The organism is Microbacterium oxydans (assembly GCF_026559675.1).
GTDB classification, from domain to species: domain Bacteria; phylum Actinomycetota; class Actinomycetes; order Actinomycetales; family Microbacteriaceae; genus Microbacterium; species Microbacterium oxydans_D.
Genome location: NZ_CP092891.1, coordinates 2143077 through 2158283, shown reverse-complemented (window position 1 = coordinate 2158283; position 15207 = coordinate 2143077). Strand labels below are relative to the sequence as shown.

16 protein-coding genes and 1 tRNA gene are annotated in these 15207 nt (G+C 69.2%); 11 read left to right on the top strand and 6 right to left on the bottom strand.

The window, feature by feature from the left end; translation table 11 throughout:
• Positions 1-12: 12 nt before the first annotated feature.
• Entirely contained in the window at positions 13-948 is a 936-nt protein-coding gene (locus MME74_RS10345) for a quinone oxidoreductase family protein (RefSeq protein ID WP_267414937.1), read from the top strand.
• A gap of 1 nt (position 949) precedes the next feature.
• Here the strand turns inward: MME74_RS10345 and MME74_RS10340 are convergent, their stop codons facing one another.
• Entirely contained in the window at positions 950-1597 is a 648-nt protein-coding gene (locus MME74_RS10340) for a hypothetical protein (RefSeq protein WP_267414936.1), read from the bottom strand.
• A gap of 194 nt (positions 1598-1791) precedes the next feature.
• Here MME74_RS10340 and leuA point away from each other — a divergent pair, with 194 nt between their 5' ends.
• The gene (leuA, locus tag MME74_RS10335) at positions 1792-3546 is read left to right on the top strand and encodes a 2-isopropylmalate synthase (RefSeq protein WP_267414935.1); all 1755 of its coding nucleotides are present in this window, start codon (positions 1792-1794) and stop codon (positions 3544-3546) included.
• Between the two features lie 62 nt (positions 3547-3608).
• On the opposite strand, the gene MME74_RS10330 is transcribed toward leuA, so the two are convergent.
• Complete coding sequence (locus MME74_RS10330; protein ID WP_267414934.1) at positions 3609-4307, bottom strand: trimeric intracellular cation channel family protein; 699 nt, start codon at positions 4305-4307, stop codon at positions 3609-3611.
• Between the two features lie 34 nt (positions 4308-4341).
• Here MME74_RS10330 and recO point away from each other — a divergent pair, with 34 nt between their 5' ends.
• Both recO and MME74_RS10320 read left to right on the top strand, forming a co-directional pair.
• Positions 4342-5085, top strand: a complete 744-nt coding sequence (gene recO, locus MME74_RS10325; RefSeq protein ID WP_267414933.1) for a DNA repair protein RecO — start codon at positions 4342-4344, stop codon at positions 5083-5085.
• A complete protein-coding gene (locus tag MME74_RS10320) occupies positions 5082-5885 on the top strand; it encodes an isoprenyl transferase (RefSeq protein ID WP_267414932.1) in 804 nt (267 codons plus the stop codon). The genes recO and MME74_RS10320 overlap by 4 nt, the downstream gene beginning before the upstream one ends.
• Here the strand turns inward: MME74_RS10320 and MME74_RS10315 are convergent.
• Positions 5825-6133 (bottom strand): hypothetical protein, encoded by a 309-nt coding sequence (locus MME74_RS10315; RefSeq protein WP_267414931.1) that lies wholly within the window; start codon positions 6131-6133, stop codon positions 5825-5827. The two genes, MME74_RS10320 and MME74_RS10315, sit on opposite strands and share 61 nt — an antisense overlap.
• 71 nt (positions 6134-6204) lie before the next feature.
• Here MME74_RS10315 and MME74_RS10310 point away from each other — a divergent pair, with 71 nt between their 5' ends.
• A complete protein-coding gene (locus MME74_RS10310) occupies positions 6205-6891 on the top strand; it encodes a DsbA family oxidoreductase (RefSeq protein WP_267414930.1) in 687 nt (228 codons plus the stop codon).
• Here the strand turns inward: MME74_RS10310 and MME74_RS10305 are convergent.
• Positions 6888-7382 (bottom strand): glutathione peroxidase, encoded by a 495-nt coding sequence (locus MME74_RS10305; RefSeq protein WP_267414929.1) that lies wholly within the window; start codon positions 7380-7382, stop codon positions 6888-6890. The two genes, MME74_RS10310 and MME74_RS10305, sit on opposite strands and share 4 nt — an antisense overlap.
• 59 nt (positions 7383-7441) lie before the next feature.
• Here MME74_RS10305 and dusB point away from each other — a divergent pair, with 59 nt between their 5' ends.
• The 5 genes from dusB to MME74_RS10280 all read left to right on the top strand — a co-directional run bounded on the left by dusB (position 7442) and on the right by MME74_RS10280 (position 12812).
• On the top strand, positions 7442-8596 hold the full coding sequence (gene dusB / locus MME74_RS10300; RefSeq protein ID WP_267414928.1) for a tRNA dihydrouridine synthase DusB: 1155 nt from the start codon (positions 7442-7444) through the stop codon (positions 8594-8596).
• Positions 8586-9971, top strand: a complete 1386-nt coding sequence (locus tag MME74_RS10295) for a deoxyguanosinetriphosphate triphosphohydrolase (protein WP_267414927.1) — start codon at positions 8586-8588, stop codon at positions 9969-9971. Before dusB ends, MME74_RS10295 begins: the two co-directional genes overlap by 11 nt.
• Positions 9971-11830 carry a DNA primase gene (dnaG, locus tag MME74_RS10290; RefSeq protein ID WP_267414926.1) on the top strand — a complete coding sequence of 620 codons (1860 nt, stop codon included), beginning with the start codon at positions 9971-9973 and terminating at the stop codon, positions 11828-11830. The genes MME74_RS10295 and dnaG overlap by 1 nt, the downstream gene beginning before the upstream one ends.
• A 36-nt stretch (positions 11831-11866) precedes the next feature.
• Positions 11867-12640 (top strand): ATP-binding cassette domain-containing protein, encoded by a 774-nt coding sequence (locus MME74_RS10285; RefSeq protein ID WP_267414925.1) that lies wholly within the window; start codon positions 11867-11869, stop codon positions 12638-12640.
• A 96-nt stretch (positions 12641-12736) separates the two neighbouring features.
• Positions 12737-12812, top strand: a tRNA-Asn gene (locus tag MME74_RS10280).
• A gap of 68 nt (positions 12813-12880) precedes the next feature.
• On the opposite strand, the gene MME74_RS10275 is transcribed toward MME74_RS10280, so the two are convergent.
• Together MME74_RS10275 and def are read right to left on the bottom strand one after the other, a co-directional pair.
• Positions 12881-13369 (bottom strand): septum formation family protein, encoded by a 489-nt coding sequence (locus MME74_RS10275; RefSeq protein ID WP_267414923.1) that lies wholly within the window; start codon positions 13367-13369, stop codon positions 12881-12883.
• A 53-nt stretch (positions 13370-13422) separates the two neighbouring features.
• On the bottom strand, positions 13423-13989 hold the full coding sequence (gene def, locus MME74_RS10270; protein WP_267414922.1) for a peptide deformylase: 567 nt from the start codon (positions 13987-13989) through the stop codon (positions 13423-13425).
• 61 nt (positions 13990-14050) lie between these two features.
• Between def and MME74_RS10265 the strand changes: the two genes are divergently transcribed.
• Positions 14051-15184 carry a DMT family transporter gene (locus tag MME74_RS10265; RefSeq protein WP_324170136.1) on the top strand — a complete coding sequence of 378 codons (1134 nt, stop codon included), beginning with the start codon at positions 14051-14053 and terminating at the stop codon, positions 15182-15184.
• Positions 15185-15207: the final 23 nt, after the last annotated feature.

Sequence of the window (15207 nt, the reverse complement as noted above, 5' to 3'; positions counted from 1 at the left end):
GCCCCCGCGAACATGTCGAAGCAGTGGATCGCCACCGCCTGGGGCGCACCGGAGTCGTGGGAGCTCGTCGAGCGCGAGGTCGCGGCACCCGGCGTGGGTGAGGTCACGATCCGGGTTCACGCCGCGGGCGTGAACCCGGCAGATGCGAAGCACGTCGCGTCTGCCCGCCCCGGTGTCGAGCTCCCCGTGCCGATCGGCTACGAGGTGTCCGGCGTGCTGACTGCGATCGGTTCCGACACGCGGATGGGCTCGGGCGAGGCGGTGCTCGACGCGGAGGTGGTCGCCTTCCGGATCCAGGGCGGCTATGCGACCGAGGTGACCGTGCCCGCCGAGAAGGTGTTCGCGAAGCCGACGACGCTCACCCACCCCGAGGCAGCGAACCTGCTGCTCGTCGGCACCACCGCCGCGGAGATGCTCGCGGTCACCGGAGCAGCGCCCGGGGAGACGATCCTGCTCCATGGTGCCTCGGGTGCGGTCGGCGTGAGCGTGCTCCAGCAGGCCCGCCTGCGCGGCATCCGGGTGATCGGCACCGCAGGGGAGCATCGACTCGACGAGGTCCGCAGGTTCGGGGGCATCCCGGTGACGTATGGAGCCGGGCTCGCCGATCGGGTGCGGGAGGTCGCGGACGCGCCGATCGCCGCTGCCCTCGACGCGGTCGGCACGGACGAGGCCGTGGACGTGTCTCTCGAGCTCGTCGCCGACCGCCGCCGCATCGTCACCATCGCTGCACCCGCCCGTGCGCAGGCCGCGGGCTTCCTCGCGATCGCGGGATCGATGCCGGACAGCGCCCGGTTCCGCGACGAGGTGCGCGGCGAGCTGATCGCGCTGGCGCAGAACGGCGATCTCGTGGTCCCGCTCGCGCGCACCTTCCCGCTCGCCCAGGCGCCGGACGCCCATCGCCTCCTGGCGAGCGGCCACCCGGGCGGCAAGCTGGCGCTGATCCCGTAGATCAGTCGATCTCGCCCAGGGACGAGGTCACGAACACGACGTCCTCGCCGTACTCGGCGTCCACGGCGTCCTGGAGCGTCCCGTCGTCCCAGACGACCTGCAGCCAGACGTATCCGCGGTCGGTGCCGACCGAGAGCGCCGACGGCCCGAGGCGTGCGGCGATCTCGTCCTGCACGCGGGTGAGCTCGGCGTCGGTCGTGGTCCCGTCGACGCCGCCCGTCGGGTCCTCCGTCGCCACCGGGTCGAACAGGGCGAGCATGATCGGCGGATCGGTTTTCGTGAGTCGTTCACCGTCGTACGTCGCGTAGACGGCATAGGCGCCCCACGTGGTGTCGCCGCTGCTCTCACTTCCGTCCACGCCCTCCCACGTCCAGTCGTCGAGCGGCACGCCGCTGCACTGGGGCGGGTACGACTCCGCGACGGCGCCGAGGCACAGCTGGACATCGCCGCCGACGTCCAGCACGGTGCCGACACCGATCACGCGCCCGTCGGGGAGATCGGGGTGGGCTTCCTCCAGGCGCTGATCGGAGGGAACGCTCGTGCTCGTCGGTGCCGCGGAGCTTCCGGGACCGGTCGCACAGGCGCTGAGGAACAGGAGTCCGACGGCGGATGCCGCGGCGAGGGCGAGGCGACGCTGCAATGTGCTCATACCGAGAAGTGTCGCCTGCGCCGGGATCGTCTCAGGACCGGCGGAATCCGGCGTCGCATCCCTGCTACCATGACGACATGCCTTTCGGCGGTCTGCTTCTTCTTAGCTGCCGCGACGAGTCCTAAAGCTAGGGCCTTCCTCGTCGCGGCGCTTGTGTTGGCCCGTTCATCTTGACGAAGAGAAGAAGCCCCTTCATGCAGAACACTCAGCGCCCGTCCGCGATGCCGATCCACAAGTACCGGCCGTTCCACGAGCAGATCAACGTCCACCTGCCTGACCGCACCTGGCCGGATGCCCGCATCACCGAGGCCCCGCGCTGGTGCGCCGTCGATCTCCGCGACGGCAACCAGGCTCTCATCGACCCGATGTCGCCCGAGCGCAAGCGCGTCATGTTCGAGCTGCTCGTCAGCATGGGCTACAAGGAGATCGAGGTCGGCTTCCCGTCGGCGAGCCAGACGGACTTCGACTTCGTCCGCCAGCTCATCGAAGAGAACCTCATCCCGGACGACGTCACGATCCAGGTGCTGACCCAGGCGCGCGAGCACCTCATCGCCCGAACCTACGAGTCGATCGCGGGCGCCAAGCAGGCCATCGTGCACCTGTACAACTCGACCAGCGTGCTGCAGCGCGAGGTCGTGTTCCGCACCGACAAGCAGGGCATCATCGACATCGCGCTCGAGGGTGCACGGCTGTGCCGCCAGTTCGAGAAGACGATTCCGGACACGAAGGTCTACTACGAGTACTCGCCCGAGAGCTACACGGGTACCGAGCTCGAGTTCGCCCTCGACATCTGCAACCAGGTCATCGAGGTGTTCGAGCCCACGCCCGACCGCAAGGTGATCATCAACCTGCCCGCGACCGTCGAGATGGCCTCTCCGAACGTCTACGCCGATTCGATCGAGTGGATGAGCCGCAATCTCGCCCACCGCGAGAACATCATCCTGTCGCTGCACCCGCACAACGACCGCGGCACGGCGATCGCCGCCGCGGAGCTCGGCTACATGGCCGGTGCCGACCGCATCGAGGGGTGCCTGTTCGGCAACGGCGAGCGCACCGGCAACGTCGACATCGTGGCGCTGGGCATCAACCTCTTCACGCAGGGCATCGACCCGCAGATCGACTTCAGCGACATCGACCAGGTCAAGCGCACGGTCGAGTACTGCAACCAGCTGCCGGTGCCCGAGCGCAGCCCGTGGGCGGGCGACCTGGTCTTCACCGCGTTCAGCGGTTCGCACCAGGATGCGATCAAGAAGGGCTTCGAGGCCATGGAGGCCCGAGCGGCCGCCGAGGGCGTCACGGTCGACGAGATCGAGTGGGCGGTGCCCTACCTGCCCGTCGACCCGAAGGACCTCGGCCGTTCCTACGAGGCCGTCATCCGCGTCAACTCGCAGTCGGGCAAGGGCGGCGTCGCCTACCTGCTGAAGTCGGACCACGCGATCGACCTGCCGCGCAAGCTGCAGATCGAGTTCTCGGGCGTGGTGCAGGCCAAGACGGATGCGGAGGGTGGCGAGGTCACCAGCGAGCAGATCTGGTCGATCTTCAACGACGAGTACCTGCCCGCGGACGACACCGCGGCGAAGTGGGGCCGGTTCGAACTGCTCGCGACCCAGACCCGCAGCGACATGTCCGGAGACGTCGTGCTCGATGTCGTGCTGCGCGATGACGACCAGCAGGTCTCCGTGTCGGGCAACGGCAACGGGCCCGTGGCCGCGTTCGTCGAGGTCCTGCGCGGTCAGGGCTTCGACATCACCGTCTACGACTACGTCGAGCACGCTCTCAGTGCCGGGGGTGACGCACAGGCGGCGGCGTACGTCGAGCTGCAGGTCGGCGACCAGCGGCTGTGGGGCGTCGGCATCGACGGCGACATCTCGACGGCGTCGCTCAAGGCCATCGTCTCGGGTGTGAACCGTTCGATCCGCACGCGCCAGCAGGAGCTGGCAGCCGTCTGAGCACCTGGGCAGTCGACGAAGGCCGGGCTCCTCGGGGAACCCGGCCTTCGTGGTCGGCGGCTTCAGAGGTCGGCGCTGGGCTTCACGATCGCGATGGCACCCGTCTCCGCGGCCACCTTGCGGCGGTAGATGCGGCGCTGCTCCGGCAGGGAGACGTCGAACGTGACGGCGAGGACCCGGATGACGGCCGTGACGGCGATGCCGATGACCGCGGCGAGCGTGATCGGCATCCCCAGGGCGACGGCGATCACGATGAACGTGCACCCCGCGCCGGCGGCGACCGCATAGAGCGAGCCGACGTGCATGATCGCGGTCGGCAATCCCATCAGCATGTCCCGGAGCACGCTGCCACCGACCGCCGCGCACACGCCGATGAACACGGCGGGCACCTCGGGGATGCCGAAAGCGAGGGCCTTGCTGGTGCCGAACGCGCCGAACATGCCGATCACCACGGCGTCGAGCACCACGATCACCGTGTTCAGCCTGGTGAACAGTCCCGCGAGCAGCATGCCGAGCAGCGCTGCCCCACCCGCAGTGACCAGGTACCACTGGTTCTGGAGCGTCGCGGGCGTCTGTCCGAGCAGGATGTCGCGGATCAGACCGCCGCCCATGCCGATCATGATGCCGATGATCGCGACGCCGAGCCAGTCGAGGCGTCGCTGCCCCTGGAACCCCGATGCGAACATCGCGCCCTGCACGCCGCCGAGGCCGACGCCGAGCAGGTCCGCCCACAGCGGAATGGTGAAGAGCGGTTCGGTCACGCGTCCATTCTCGCGCACGGAGGATAATCGAAGGGTGCCCACCTATCGAGACGAAGCGGTGATCCTGCGCACCCACAAGCTCGGTGAGGCGGATCGCATCGTCATCATGCTCTCGCGGCGCCACGGCAAGGTCCGCGCGGTGGCGAAGGGCGTACGCCGGACCTCGTCGAAATTCGGCGCCCGACTCGAGCCGTTCATGGTCGCCGACGTGCAGCTGTATCAGGGGCGCTCGCTCGACATCGTGCAGCAGGCTGAGTCGCTCGGCTCCTACGGCACGGACATCGCCGCGCACTACGAACGGTTCACCGCGGCCAACGCGATGGTCGAGACGGCCGACCGCCTGAGCGACTCCGAGGCGACTCCGGACCAGTACCTGCTGCTCGTCGGCGGACTGCGTGCGCTGTCGCGCGGAGAGCACGTCGCGCGGAGCATCCTCGACTCCTACCTGCTGCGCGTGATGTCGCTCTCGGGATGGGCGCCCTCGCTGGATGAGTGCGCCCGCTGCGGCACACCCGGACCGCACGCACGGTTCGTCGCGCAGCTGGGCGGACTGGTCTGCGGGAACTGCGCTCCGGCGGGAAGCCCCCGGGTCGCCGAGAAGACCCTGGCCCTGCTCCGCGCCCTGATCGCGGGGGAGTGGGACGTGATCGACGCGTCTTCGCCCGCCGACACCGCAGCCGCCTCGGGACTCGTCTCCGCCTACGCCCAATGGCACCTGGAGCGCGGCATCCGCTCGCTCGCCCACGTGTCCGACATCCCCACGGAAGGAGCACGGTGAGCCCCAAGCCGTATACGCACAAGGACGCCGTGGCCTATCGGCCGCTGGACTGGACCGGTGCGCACCCGCCCGCGTTCCCCGCGGTTCCCGCGCACGTCGCGATCGTGATGGACGGCAACGGCCGCTGGGCCAACCGTCGGGGCCTCAACCGCATCGAGGGGCACAAGGCCGGGGAGGAGGTGCTGCTCGACGTGGTCGCCGGGGCGATCCAGGCCGGCGTGAAGCACCTCTCCGTGTACGCGTTCTCCACCGAGAACTGGGCCCGCTCTCCCGAGGAGGTGCGCTTCCTCATGGGCTACAACCGCGACGTGCTGCACCGGCGCCGTGATCAGCTCAACGAGTGGGGCGTGCGGATCCGCTGGGCGGGACGCAAGCCCCGGCTGTGGGGCAGCGTCATCAAGGAGCTGCAGTACGCCGAGCAGCTCACGCGCGGCAACGACGTGCTCACCCTGACGATGTGCGTCAACTACGGCGGGCGGGTCGAGCTCGTCGATGCGATGCGGGCGATCGCGGAAGACGTCGCGGCCGGGCGGGTGAAGCCCAAGGCGATCACCGAGAAGATGATCCGTCGGAACCTGTACGTGCCCGACATGCCGGACGTCGACCTGTTCCTGCGCAGCTCGGGGGAGCAGCGCACCTCGAACTTCCTGCTGTGGGAGTCGGCGTACGCCGAGATGGTGTTCCTGGACACGCTCTGGCCCGACTTCTCGCGCGAGGAGCTGTGGCGGGCGATCGGCATCTACCTGTCGCGCGACCGTCGCTTCGGCGGCGCGATCGACACCCCCGACGCCCCGGCCTGAGCGCGCAGCCAGCGCTCCGTCTCCCGGGGGTGACCCAGTCGGACGATCGTCAGGTGCGGGAAGCGCTCCTGCAGCTCGGGAAACCGCTCGGCCCAGTTGTGCAGGGTCGCGGTCTGCCACGCGAGGATGTTCTTCTCGGGATCGCGGGTGAGGAGGTTCCACGGACCCTTCTCGCGGTTGCCGTTCCAGAGCTCGCGCCGCAGGATGCCGCGCGCGAGCGTGCGCCGGAGCAGCCGGCTGCGCACCACGGCGTAGGGGTAGTCCAGCCAGGTGCGGCTCCCTCGGAATAGCTCATAGAACCATGCGGTTGGATGATGATGTGACTGAACCCATCTCCATCGACATCTGGTCCGACATCGCCTGCCCCTGGTGCTACATCGGCAAGCGCAACCTCGAGAAGGGTCTCGAAGCGGTCTCCGCCGATGAGGACGCACCGCAGGTCAATATCACCTTCCACTCGTTCGAGCTGTCGCCCGACACTCCCGTCGACTTCGACGGCGACGAGATCGACTTCCTCGCCGGACACAAGGGCATGCCTCGTGAGCAGGTCGAGCAGATGCTGTCGAACGTGACCGGCGTCGCCGCGAACGCGGGTCTCGAGTACCGTTTCGACCTGTTGCAGCACACCAACACCGTGAAGGCGCACGAGCTGCTGCACTTCGCGAAGGCCGAGGGGCTGCAGCACGAGCTGGAGGAGCGGCTCATGTCCGCCTACTTCACCGAGGGCAAGCACGTGGGTCGCATCGACGACCTCGTCGAGCTGGCGACCGAGGTCGGCCTCGACGCCGATCGCGCCCGCGCCGCGCTCGAGAGCGAGCAGTACCTTCCGGCCGTGCGTCAGGACCAGGCCCAGGCCCGCGCCTACGGGATCCAGGGCGTGCCGTTCTTCGTCGTCGACGGCCAGTACGGCATCAGCGGCGCGCAGCCGCCCGCGGCGTTCGAGAACGTGCTCCGCGACCTCTGGTCGAAGCGCGGAGAGGCCGAGTCGGAGGCCGCGGCGGTCTAGCGGGTCAGAGCCGCTTCGATCGCGCTGACGATCTCGGGGGCGTCCGGCTTCTGCTTCGGGCGGAAGCGCAGGACGTCTCCGTCCGGCAGCACGAGGAACTTCTCGAAGTTCCACTCGACGCGGCCGGCCTTGCCCCCGGCGTCCGGAGTCTCCTTCAACGCCTTGTAGAGCTCGGACGCGTTCTTGCCGTTGACCTTGACCTTGTCGTTGACGGGGAAGGTGACGCCGTAGGTCGTCGAGCAGAACTCGAGGATCTCGTCGACCGAGCCCGGCTCCTGACCGAAGAACTGGTTGCATGGGAAGCCGATGACGGTGAAGCCGCGCTCGGCGTAGAGACGCTGCAATTCCTCGAGCTGCTCGTACTGCGGGGTGAGGCCGCACTTGGACGCGACGTTCACCACCAGCACGACGTCGGCACCGAGATCGTCGAGGGTCTTCTCCTCGCCCTGAGCGTCGGTGAACGGGATCGAACGGAGCGCAGAATCGGTCATATTCACAGCTTAGGTCGCAGCATCCCTCCTGGCTCCGCGTCTGGGAGAATAGAGGGGACATGACTCTCGCCACCGCCCCCGCCCGCCCCCTTCGCATCGGTCCGATCGATCTCGACGTGCCGGTCGTGCTCGCGCCCATGGCCGGCATCACCAACACCGCGTTCCGACGTCTGTGCCGCGAGTACGGCGCCGGGCTCTACGTGAGCGAGATGATCACCTCGCGCGCTCTGGTGGAGCGCAACGAGACGACCATGCGGCTGATCCGGCACCACGAGTCCGAGACCCCACGGTCCATCCAGCTCTACGGAGTGGACCCGAAGACCATCGCCGAAGCCGTGCGCATCATCGTCGCCGAGGACCACGCCGACCACATCGACCTCAACTTCGGCTGCCCGGTGCCCAAGGTCACGCGCCGGGGTGGGGGAGCCGCCCTGCCCTGGAAGTCGAAGCTCTTCGCCGACATCGTCGACCAGGCCGTGAAGGCCGCGGGCGACATCCCGCTCACGGTCAAGATGCGCAAGGGCATCGACAAGGACCACCTGACGTTCCTCGAGGCCGGTCGCGCAGCCGAGGACGCCGGGGCCGCCGCCGTCGCGCTGCATGCCCGGACGGCGGGCGAGTTCTACTCCGGGAACGCCGACTGGAACGCCATCGGCGAGCTCAAGCAGGCCGTCACGAGCATCCCCGTGCTGGGCAACGGCGACATCTGGTCGGCCGACGACGCGGTGCGCATGATGGAGCAGACCGACTGCGACGGCGTCGTGGTCGGACGGGGCTGCCTCGGGCGTCCGTGGCTGTTCGGCGAGCTCGCCACGGCATTCGGCGGCGAGGGCAAGACCGTCGACGCCACGCTCGGCTTCGTGGCGAACGCCTTCCGGCGTCACGCCGAGCTCCTCGTCGAGTTCTTCGAAGACGAGGACCGCGGATGCCGCGACGTCCGCAAGCACGTGTCCTGGTACTTCAAGGGGTACCCCGTCGGCGGCGACATCCGCACCGGCCTCGCCACCGCATCCAGCCTCGACGAGATCGACGACTTCCTCGGACGGCTCGATCACACCGCGCCGTACCCCGGTGCGGACGCCGAGGGCCAGCGCGGCCGCTCCGGACACCCGAAGCGGACTGCGCTTCCCGACAAGTGGCTGGAGTCGCGCGAACTCGCGCCCTCGGCCTCCGAGATGATGCGCGGAGCGGAGATCGAGAACAGTGGCGGTTGATCTTCCGGTCGGCCTGCGCGCCGACGGCTACGACGCGCGTGACGCCGAGCGCTTCTTCGCCGAGACCCATCGCTCCGAGCGCAACGACTTCGCCCGCGACCGCGCGCGCGTGCTGCACTCCGCCGCGCTGCGACGTCTCGCCGCGAAGACCCAGGTCCTGAGCCCGGCGAGCACGGCCGACTTCGCCCGCAACCGGCTGACCCACTCGCTCGAGGTCGCCCAGGTCGGGCGTGAGCTGGCGGTCGCGCTCGGCGTCTCCGGCGACGTGGTCGACACCGCCTGCCTGAGTCACGACCTGGGGCACCCGCCCTTCGGGCACAACGGTGAGCGCGCGCTCAACGAGTGGGCCGAGCCCATCGGCGGCTTCGAGGGCAACGCGCAGTCGCTGCGCATCCTCACCCGGCTCGAGGCGAAGGTGCTCGACGACGACGACCGCTCCGTCGGGCTCAACCTCACGCGCGCGAGCCTCGATGCCACGTGCAAGTACCCGTGGACGGTCGACAGCCCGGTGCCGGATCCCGGTGGGCGCCTGAAGTTCGGCGTCTACCCGGAAGACGAGGCCGTGTTCCGGTGGATGCGGGAAGGGGCGCCCGGGCGCCTGCGATGCATCGAGGCCGAGATCATGGACCTCTCCGATGACATCGCGTACTCGGTCCACGACTTCGAGGATGCGATCGTCAACGGCTACGTCGACGTCGCGCAGCTCGCCGATCCGCAGCAGCATGACGCGCTCGTCGGGCGGATCCAGCAGTGGGTGGGATACGACTTCACCCGGGACGAGCTCGCCGACGCCCTGTACCGCCTGTCGTCGCAGCCGATGTGGCTCGCGTCGTTCGACCGCTCTCGTCAGGCTCTCGCCCGGCTGAAGAACCTGACGAGCGACCTGATCGGCCGCTTCGCCCGCGCCTCGGTCTCGGCGACGAAGGATGCCTACGGCACGACGGCGCTGGTGCGCTACAACGCGCACGTCATCGTGCCGCGCGTGATCGAGGTGGAGATCGCGGTCCTCAAGGGCATCATGGGCCAGGCCATCGTGACGATCGAGGCCCGAAAGGGCGTCTACAAGGAGCAGCGGCGGGTGCTGAAGCGGCTCGCCGATGCGCTCTGGTCGACCGACGCGCTGTGGTCGGCGGGCTCCGACGTGCTCGACCCCGCGTTCGCGGCCGACTTCATCGCGGCCGAGGACGACGCCGAGCGTGCCCGGGTCGTGGTCGACCAGATCGCGAGCCTCACGGATCAGAGCGCGATCGACTGGCACAACCGTCTGGTCGGCGAGATCGATCCGGCCGAGGTCGGCATCTGGACGCCCCGCCATGCGCGACCCGGCGCTCGCGCGCACGCCGAGAGGCGGCCCATCGCCGAAGGGGCGCACTGATGCCGCGGATCCTGCAGGCCGACGTGGACGAGGTCAAGGCGCGGACGAACATCGCCGACATCATCGGGGAACGCGTCGCCCTCAAGTCGGCCGGCGTCGGATCCCTCAAGGGGCTCTGCCCCTTCCACGACGAGAAGAGCCCCAGCTTCCACGTGCGACAGCAGGTGGGGTACTACCACTGCTTCGGCTGCGGCGAATCGGGCGACGTCTACTCCTTCCTCCGCGAGATGGATCACGTCAGCTTCACGGAAGCGGTGGAGCGTCTCGCCGGACGCATCGGCTACACGCTGCACTACGAGGACGGGGGAGCGGCCCCCGAGACGAGCGGTCGCAGCCGCCTCTACGCCGCCAACACCGCGGCCGCGGAGTTCTTCCGGACGCAGCTGCTCACGCCGGATGCGGAGGCCGGCAGACGCTTCCTGGGGGAGCGCGGCTTCGACGCCGGAGCGGCGGCGCACTTCGGCGTCGGCTTCGCACCACGCGGCTGGGACGGCATGCTCAAGGCTCTCACCGCGCAGGGCTTCACCCGCGAGGAGCTGAGCAACGCGGGGCTGGTGTCGACCGGCCAGCGCGGCGTCTACGACCGGTTCCGCGGGCGCCTGGTGTGGCCGATCCGCGACGTGTCCGGGCAGACCATCGGCTTCGGCGCCCGCAAGCTCTTCGACGACGACCAGGGGCCGAAGTACCTGAACACCCCGGAGACGCCGATCTACAAGAAGGCGCAGGTGCTCTACGGTCTCGATCTCGCCAAGCGCGACATCGCCCGTGGCGACCCTCGTCGCGTCGTGGTGGTCGAGGGGTACACCGACGTGATGGCCTGTCACCTCGCCGGTCTCACGACCGCGATCGCGACCTGCGGCACGGCTTTCGGCACCGATCACATCAAGGTGCTGCGCCGGGTGATGGGCGATGACAACGCCTCGGGCGAGGTCGTCTTCACGTTCGACGGCGATGAGGCGGGGCAGAAGGCGGCGCTGCGGGCGTTCACGGAGGACGACCGATTCAACGCGCAGACCTTCGTCGCGGTCGCCCCCGACGGCCTCGACCCCTGCGATCTGCGTCTGCAGCGCGGAGACGCCGCGGTGCGCGGCCTCATGGAGACCAAGCAGCCGATGTTCGAGTTCGCGATCGATCGCAAGCTCGGCGGCTTCGACCTCGCCACCGTCGAGGGGCGCGTGGGAGCCCTCCGCGCGGCGGCTCCGATCGTCGCGGAGATCCGCGACCAGCTGCTGCGGCCGGGGTACGAGCGCGTGCTCGCGCGTCGTCTCGGAATGGACCCGACCGAGGTGCGCAGCGAGGTCGAGCGGGCGGCGCGCGGTGGATCCGCGCCGCAGCAGGCACGGCGTGAGGTCCCGCAGGTCGATCCCGCCACGGGTGCGCCCGTCATCGCCCCGGTGACGCTCGCGAGTCTCCCGCGCACGCCCGATGTCGCCGTCGAGCGGGATGCGCTGATGGGAGCGCTGCAGTACGGGCATCAGGTGGATCAGGCGCTGCTGAACCGCGCGCTCGGAACACCGTTCCGGACGCCGGGGCTGGATGCGGTGCGCGAAGCCGTCGCCGCCGCACCGGACCGCACCCGGGCCGGATGGGTGACCGAGGCGGTGAACGGCGTGCGCGAGCCCTACCGCTCCCTCGCCGGGGAGCTGCTCATGACGCCGTTCCCCGCTCGTGACGAGGAGCGTGCCGTCGCCACGGTGGCCGATCTCGCCCGCAGGCTGGTGCTTCGCCAGCTCGAGCACGAGAAGCAGGAACTCCTCGGCGCGGTGCAGCGGGTGCCCGCGGACTCCGACGGAGGACGCGCGTTGCGGATGCGGCTGCGGGACATCGACGCGGAGCGTCAGCGCTTCGCCGAGTCGTAACCCCGACGCGGGTCGCGCAGAGGGCAGGATGGAGACATGTCCCGCAGGCCCGATTCCCCGAACGCGATCGATTGCTCGGATCTGGTGATCGACCGGATCGGGCACGGTCTGCCGACGCGTGCCGTCGACGGCGTCACGTTCTCCCTCGCTCCCGGCGGGCTCATCTGCGTCGCCGGTCCCACGGGCTCGGGGAAGTCGACCCTGGTGGCCGCCCTCGCGGGCTCCACCGATCCTTCCGTGAAGGTCGTCGGCGGCAGCGCCCAGGTGTGCGGCGTCGACGTCAGGCGCCCGGGGCGCAAGCATCGGATCCTCACTTACCGCACCGGCTTCGTGCCGCAGGGTGCGGGAGCGGATCTTCCGCCGCGGCTGACCGTGAACGAGGTGATCGCCGAGCCGATCCTCATGCGCGAGCGGAAGGTCAACACGAAGGCGCTCTCGATCCGCGTGGCGACCCTGCTGGACGAGCTCCACCTCCCGCTCGGGACCGCGGCCAAGTTCCCCTACGAGCTCAGCGCCGGCATGCGTCAGCGCGTCGCGATCGCCCGCTCGTTCGTCCTCGAGCCGAGGGTGCTCATCGCGGACGAGGTGCTCGCGAACCTCGACCTCGAGGTGCGACCGGTGGTCTTCGACGCGATCACCCGCCGCCGCAAGGAGCAGTCGATGGCCGCCCTGCTCGTCACCAACGATGCCGACTTCATCCGCGAGCTGAACGCCGAGACGCTGATGCTGCGCGGAGGACACGTGGTGGCCCGCGGTGTCGGCAAGGACCTGCTCTGGGTGCCGAACGCCGAGTCGGATTCCCGCCACTGATCCCGACACGCCCGACATCCGCGAAGGGCGCCCCGGTGTCATGAACTGGCCCTGGAGTTTGCTAAGCTTGTCGAGTTGCCCGCTCAGCGGACACATTCCTCGGTAGCTCAATTGGCAGAGCAGCCGGCTGTTAACCGGCAGGTTCTTGGTTCGAGTCCAAGCCGGGGAGCCAACGGAAAAGCCCCCTCCACGGAGGGGGCTTTTCTCGTTCCGGGACGTGCCCGCCCGTTCGATCGGGTTTCAGCGCGCGGCGCCCTCGAGGCTTCCCTCGACCGGACCGGCGGGGTCGAACAGCACGCAGGCCAGGGTCTTGCCGCCGGGCTCGCCCCATGTCTCGCTCGTGGGGGCCATCACGTACACGTCGAGCGAGGATTCCGCCTTGCTCACGCCGACGAAGGTCGTGAAGGCGTCTCCGGCGCATTCGGCGGATGCGGTGTCGACCGCCTGCTGCGAGAAGGTCTTGCCGGTGAGGGGGACCATGTGGAAGACCTCCTCGTCGTGCGACTCCGTGCACGGGACGCCCTGGGCGTCGGCGGGCAGGCCGGTGGCACTCTCGATCCGGCAGTCGCCCGCTTCCACGGTCGAGGTGGTTCTCGTTCCCGCACCGGAGGGCTCATCGGCGTCGGAGGGGTTTCGCGGCTCGGCATCGGTGCTGCAGCCGGCCAGGGCGACCGTGAGCGCGATGATGCTTCCTGCCAGCAGGAGAGGGGCTCGACGAAGGAGCTTCATGATGATGATCTTCCTCGTGTCTCGGGTGACACGGTACTCAGGGTACGACGGTCTCAGCCTTCGAGGTCGTCCACGCCCGGCATCCAACTCGCACCGGGGCGTCCCCACCCGCGCTTGCGGGCGATCTTCTGCGCCGTCTTCCAGTCGCTGTCGGACAGGCGATCCACGTAGAGGATACCGTCGAGGTGGTCGAACTCGTGCTGCATGATGCGTGCGCGCCAGCCGTCGACGTCGATCGAGACGGGCTGCCCGTCAAGGTCGGTCGCCGTCACGCGCGCCCGGTCCGAGCGCCGCAGCGGGAACCGCTCGCCCGGGAACGACAGGCACCCCTCGGACTCGAGATCCGGGTCCGGGTCGCCGGGCTCGAGCGGGACCATCCAGAGCACGGGGTTGATGAGGACGCCGCGCCAGGGCTCGTCGTCGTCGTCGACGTAGGAGTAGGTGTAGATCCGCAGCGGGACGCCGACCTGCGGAGCGGCGAGCCCGACTCCGGGGGCGGTGTCCATCGTCTCGAACATGTCGGCGACGAGGGTGCGGATGTCGTCCGTGATCTCGTCGACGGGGGAAGCGGGGGAGTGCAGGACGGGGTCGCCCATGATGCGAATCGGAAGTACAGCCACGTCACAACCCTAGTCGGCGCCATACGCCAGGTAGGGTCGTAGTGTGAGCGCAGGGGTGTGGATGGGGATGGCCGAAGACGTCGGCGACCAGCTCGTGGGCGCCTTCCAGGACCCGGGCATCCTGCTCGGCATCCCTCTCGCCCTCGCTGGAGCGGTCTTCATGTCGCTCGGCGCGCAGTATCAGCACCGCGGCGTGGAGAAGGTCGAGCGTCTCAGCGGCTCCACCGGCACGTCGGGACTCACCTTCGCGCAGATCAAGGGCCTCCTGACCCGACCGTCCTGGATCGTGGGAACGCTGATGCTCGCGCTCGCGATCGTCTGTCAGCTCGCGGCCCTCGTACGGGCGCCGCTCATCGTCGTCCAGCCTCTGGGAGCGATCGCCCTCGTCATCACGACGCTGCTCAATGCCCGGATCACGGGCCATTCGCCCACGAGGCAATCGCTGACGGCGATCATCTGCTGCGTGGGCGGCATCTTCCTCTTCGTGTTCTTCGCGGCGATCTACGCCACCGAGCAGGAGGTCACGGACCGCGAGCTCTTCGTGATCCTGGCCCTTCTCCTGGTCGTGATCATCGTGCTCGGCGCGTGCTGGCTGATCCTGCGCCATCGCATGCGTGCACTCTTCTACGTGATCGGCGCCGGCATCCTCTACGGCTTCGTCGCGACGCTCGCGAAGGTCGTCATCAAGCGCATCGAGGCGGGGCAGTTCGAGTGGATCACCGGCATCTGCGTGCTGGCCCTCGTCTCGGCCGCCGCCGTCGGTGCGTACTTCGTGCAGACCGCCTACAGCTCGGGCCCACCCGATCTCGTGATCGCCGGACTCACGGTGGTCGACCCCCTCATCGCCGTGCTCATCGGCATGGTCGTGCTGGGCGAGGCTGCGGCAGCCCCGTGGTGGGTCCTGGTGATCTTCGGGATCGCCGGCGCCATCGCCGTCTGGGGCGTCGTCGGGCTCGCCCGTTACCACCCGCAGGTGCTCAGCGACAGCCAGGAGCTCGGGATCGAGCGCGGGAGCACTCCGACGAGCTCTGGCTCGAACTCCGGCCCGAACTCAGGCCCGAACTCCGGTCACGACGCGCGAGCCGCCGGAGAAGCCTCTCCGTCGACCACCGCCACAGGCGCTCCGGGCGACGGCACAGGATCCGACGGCCAGGAGACGCCGCCGTGGCGGCAGGGTTCGTCAGACCAGCCGTAGCGGGCCGGTAGGCCAGCCGCAGG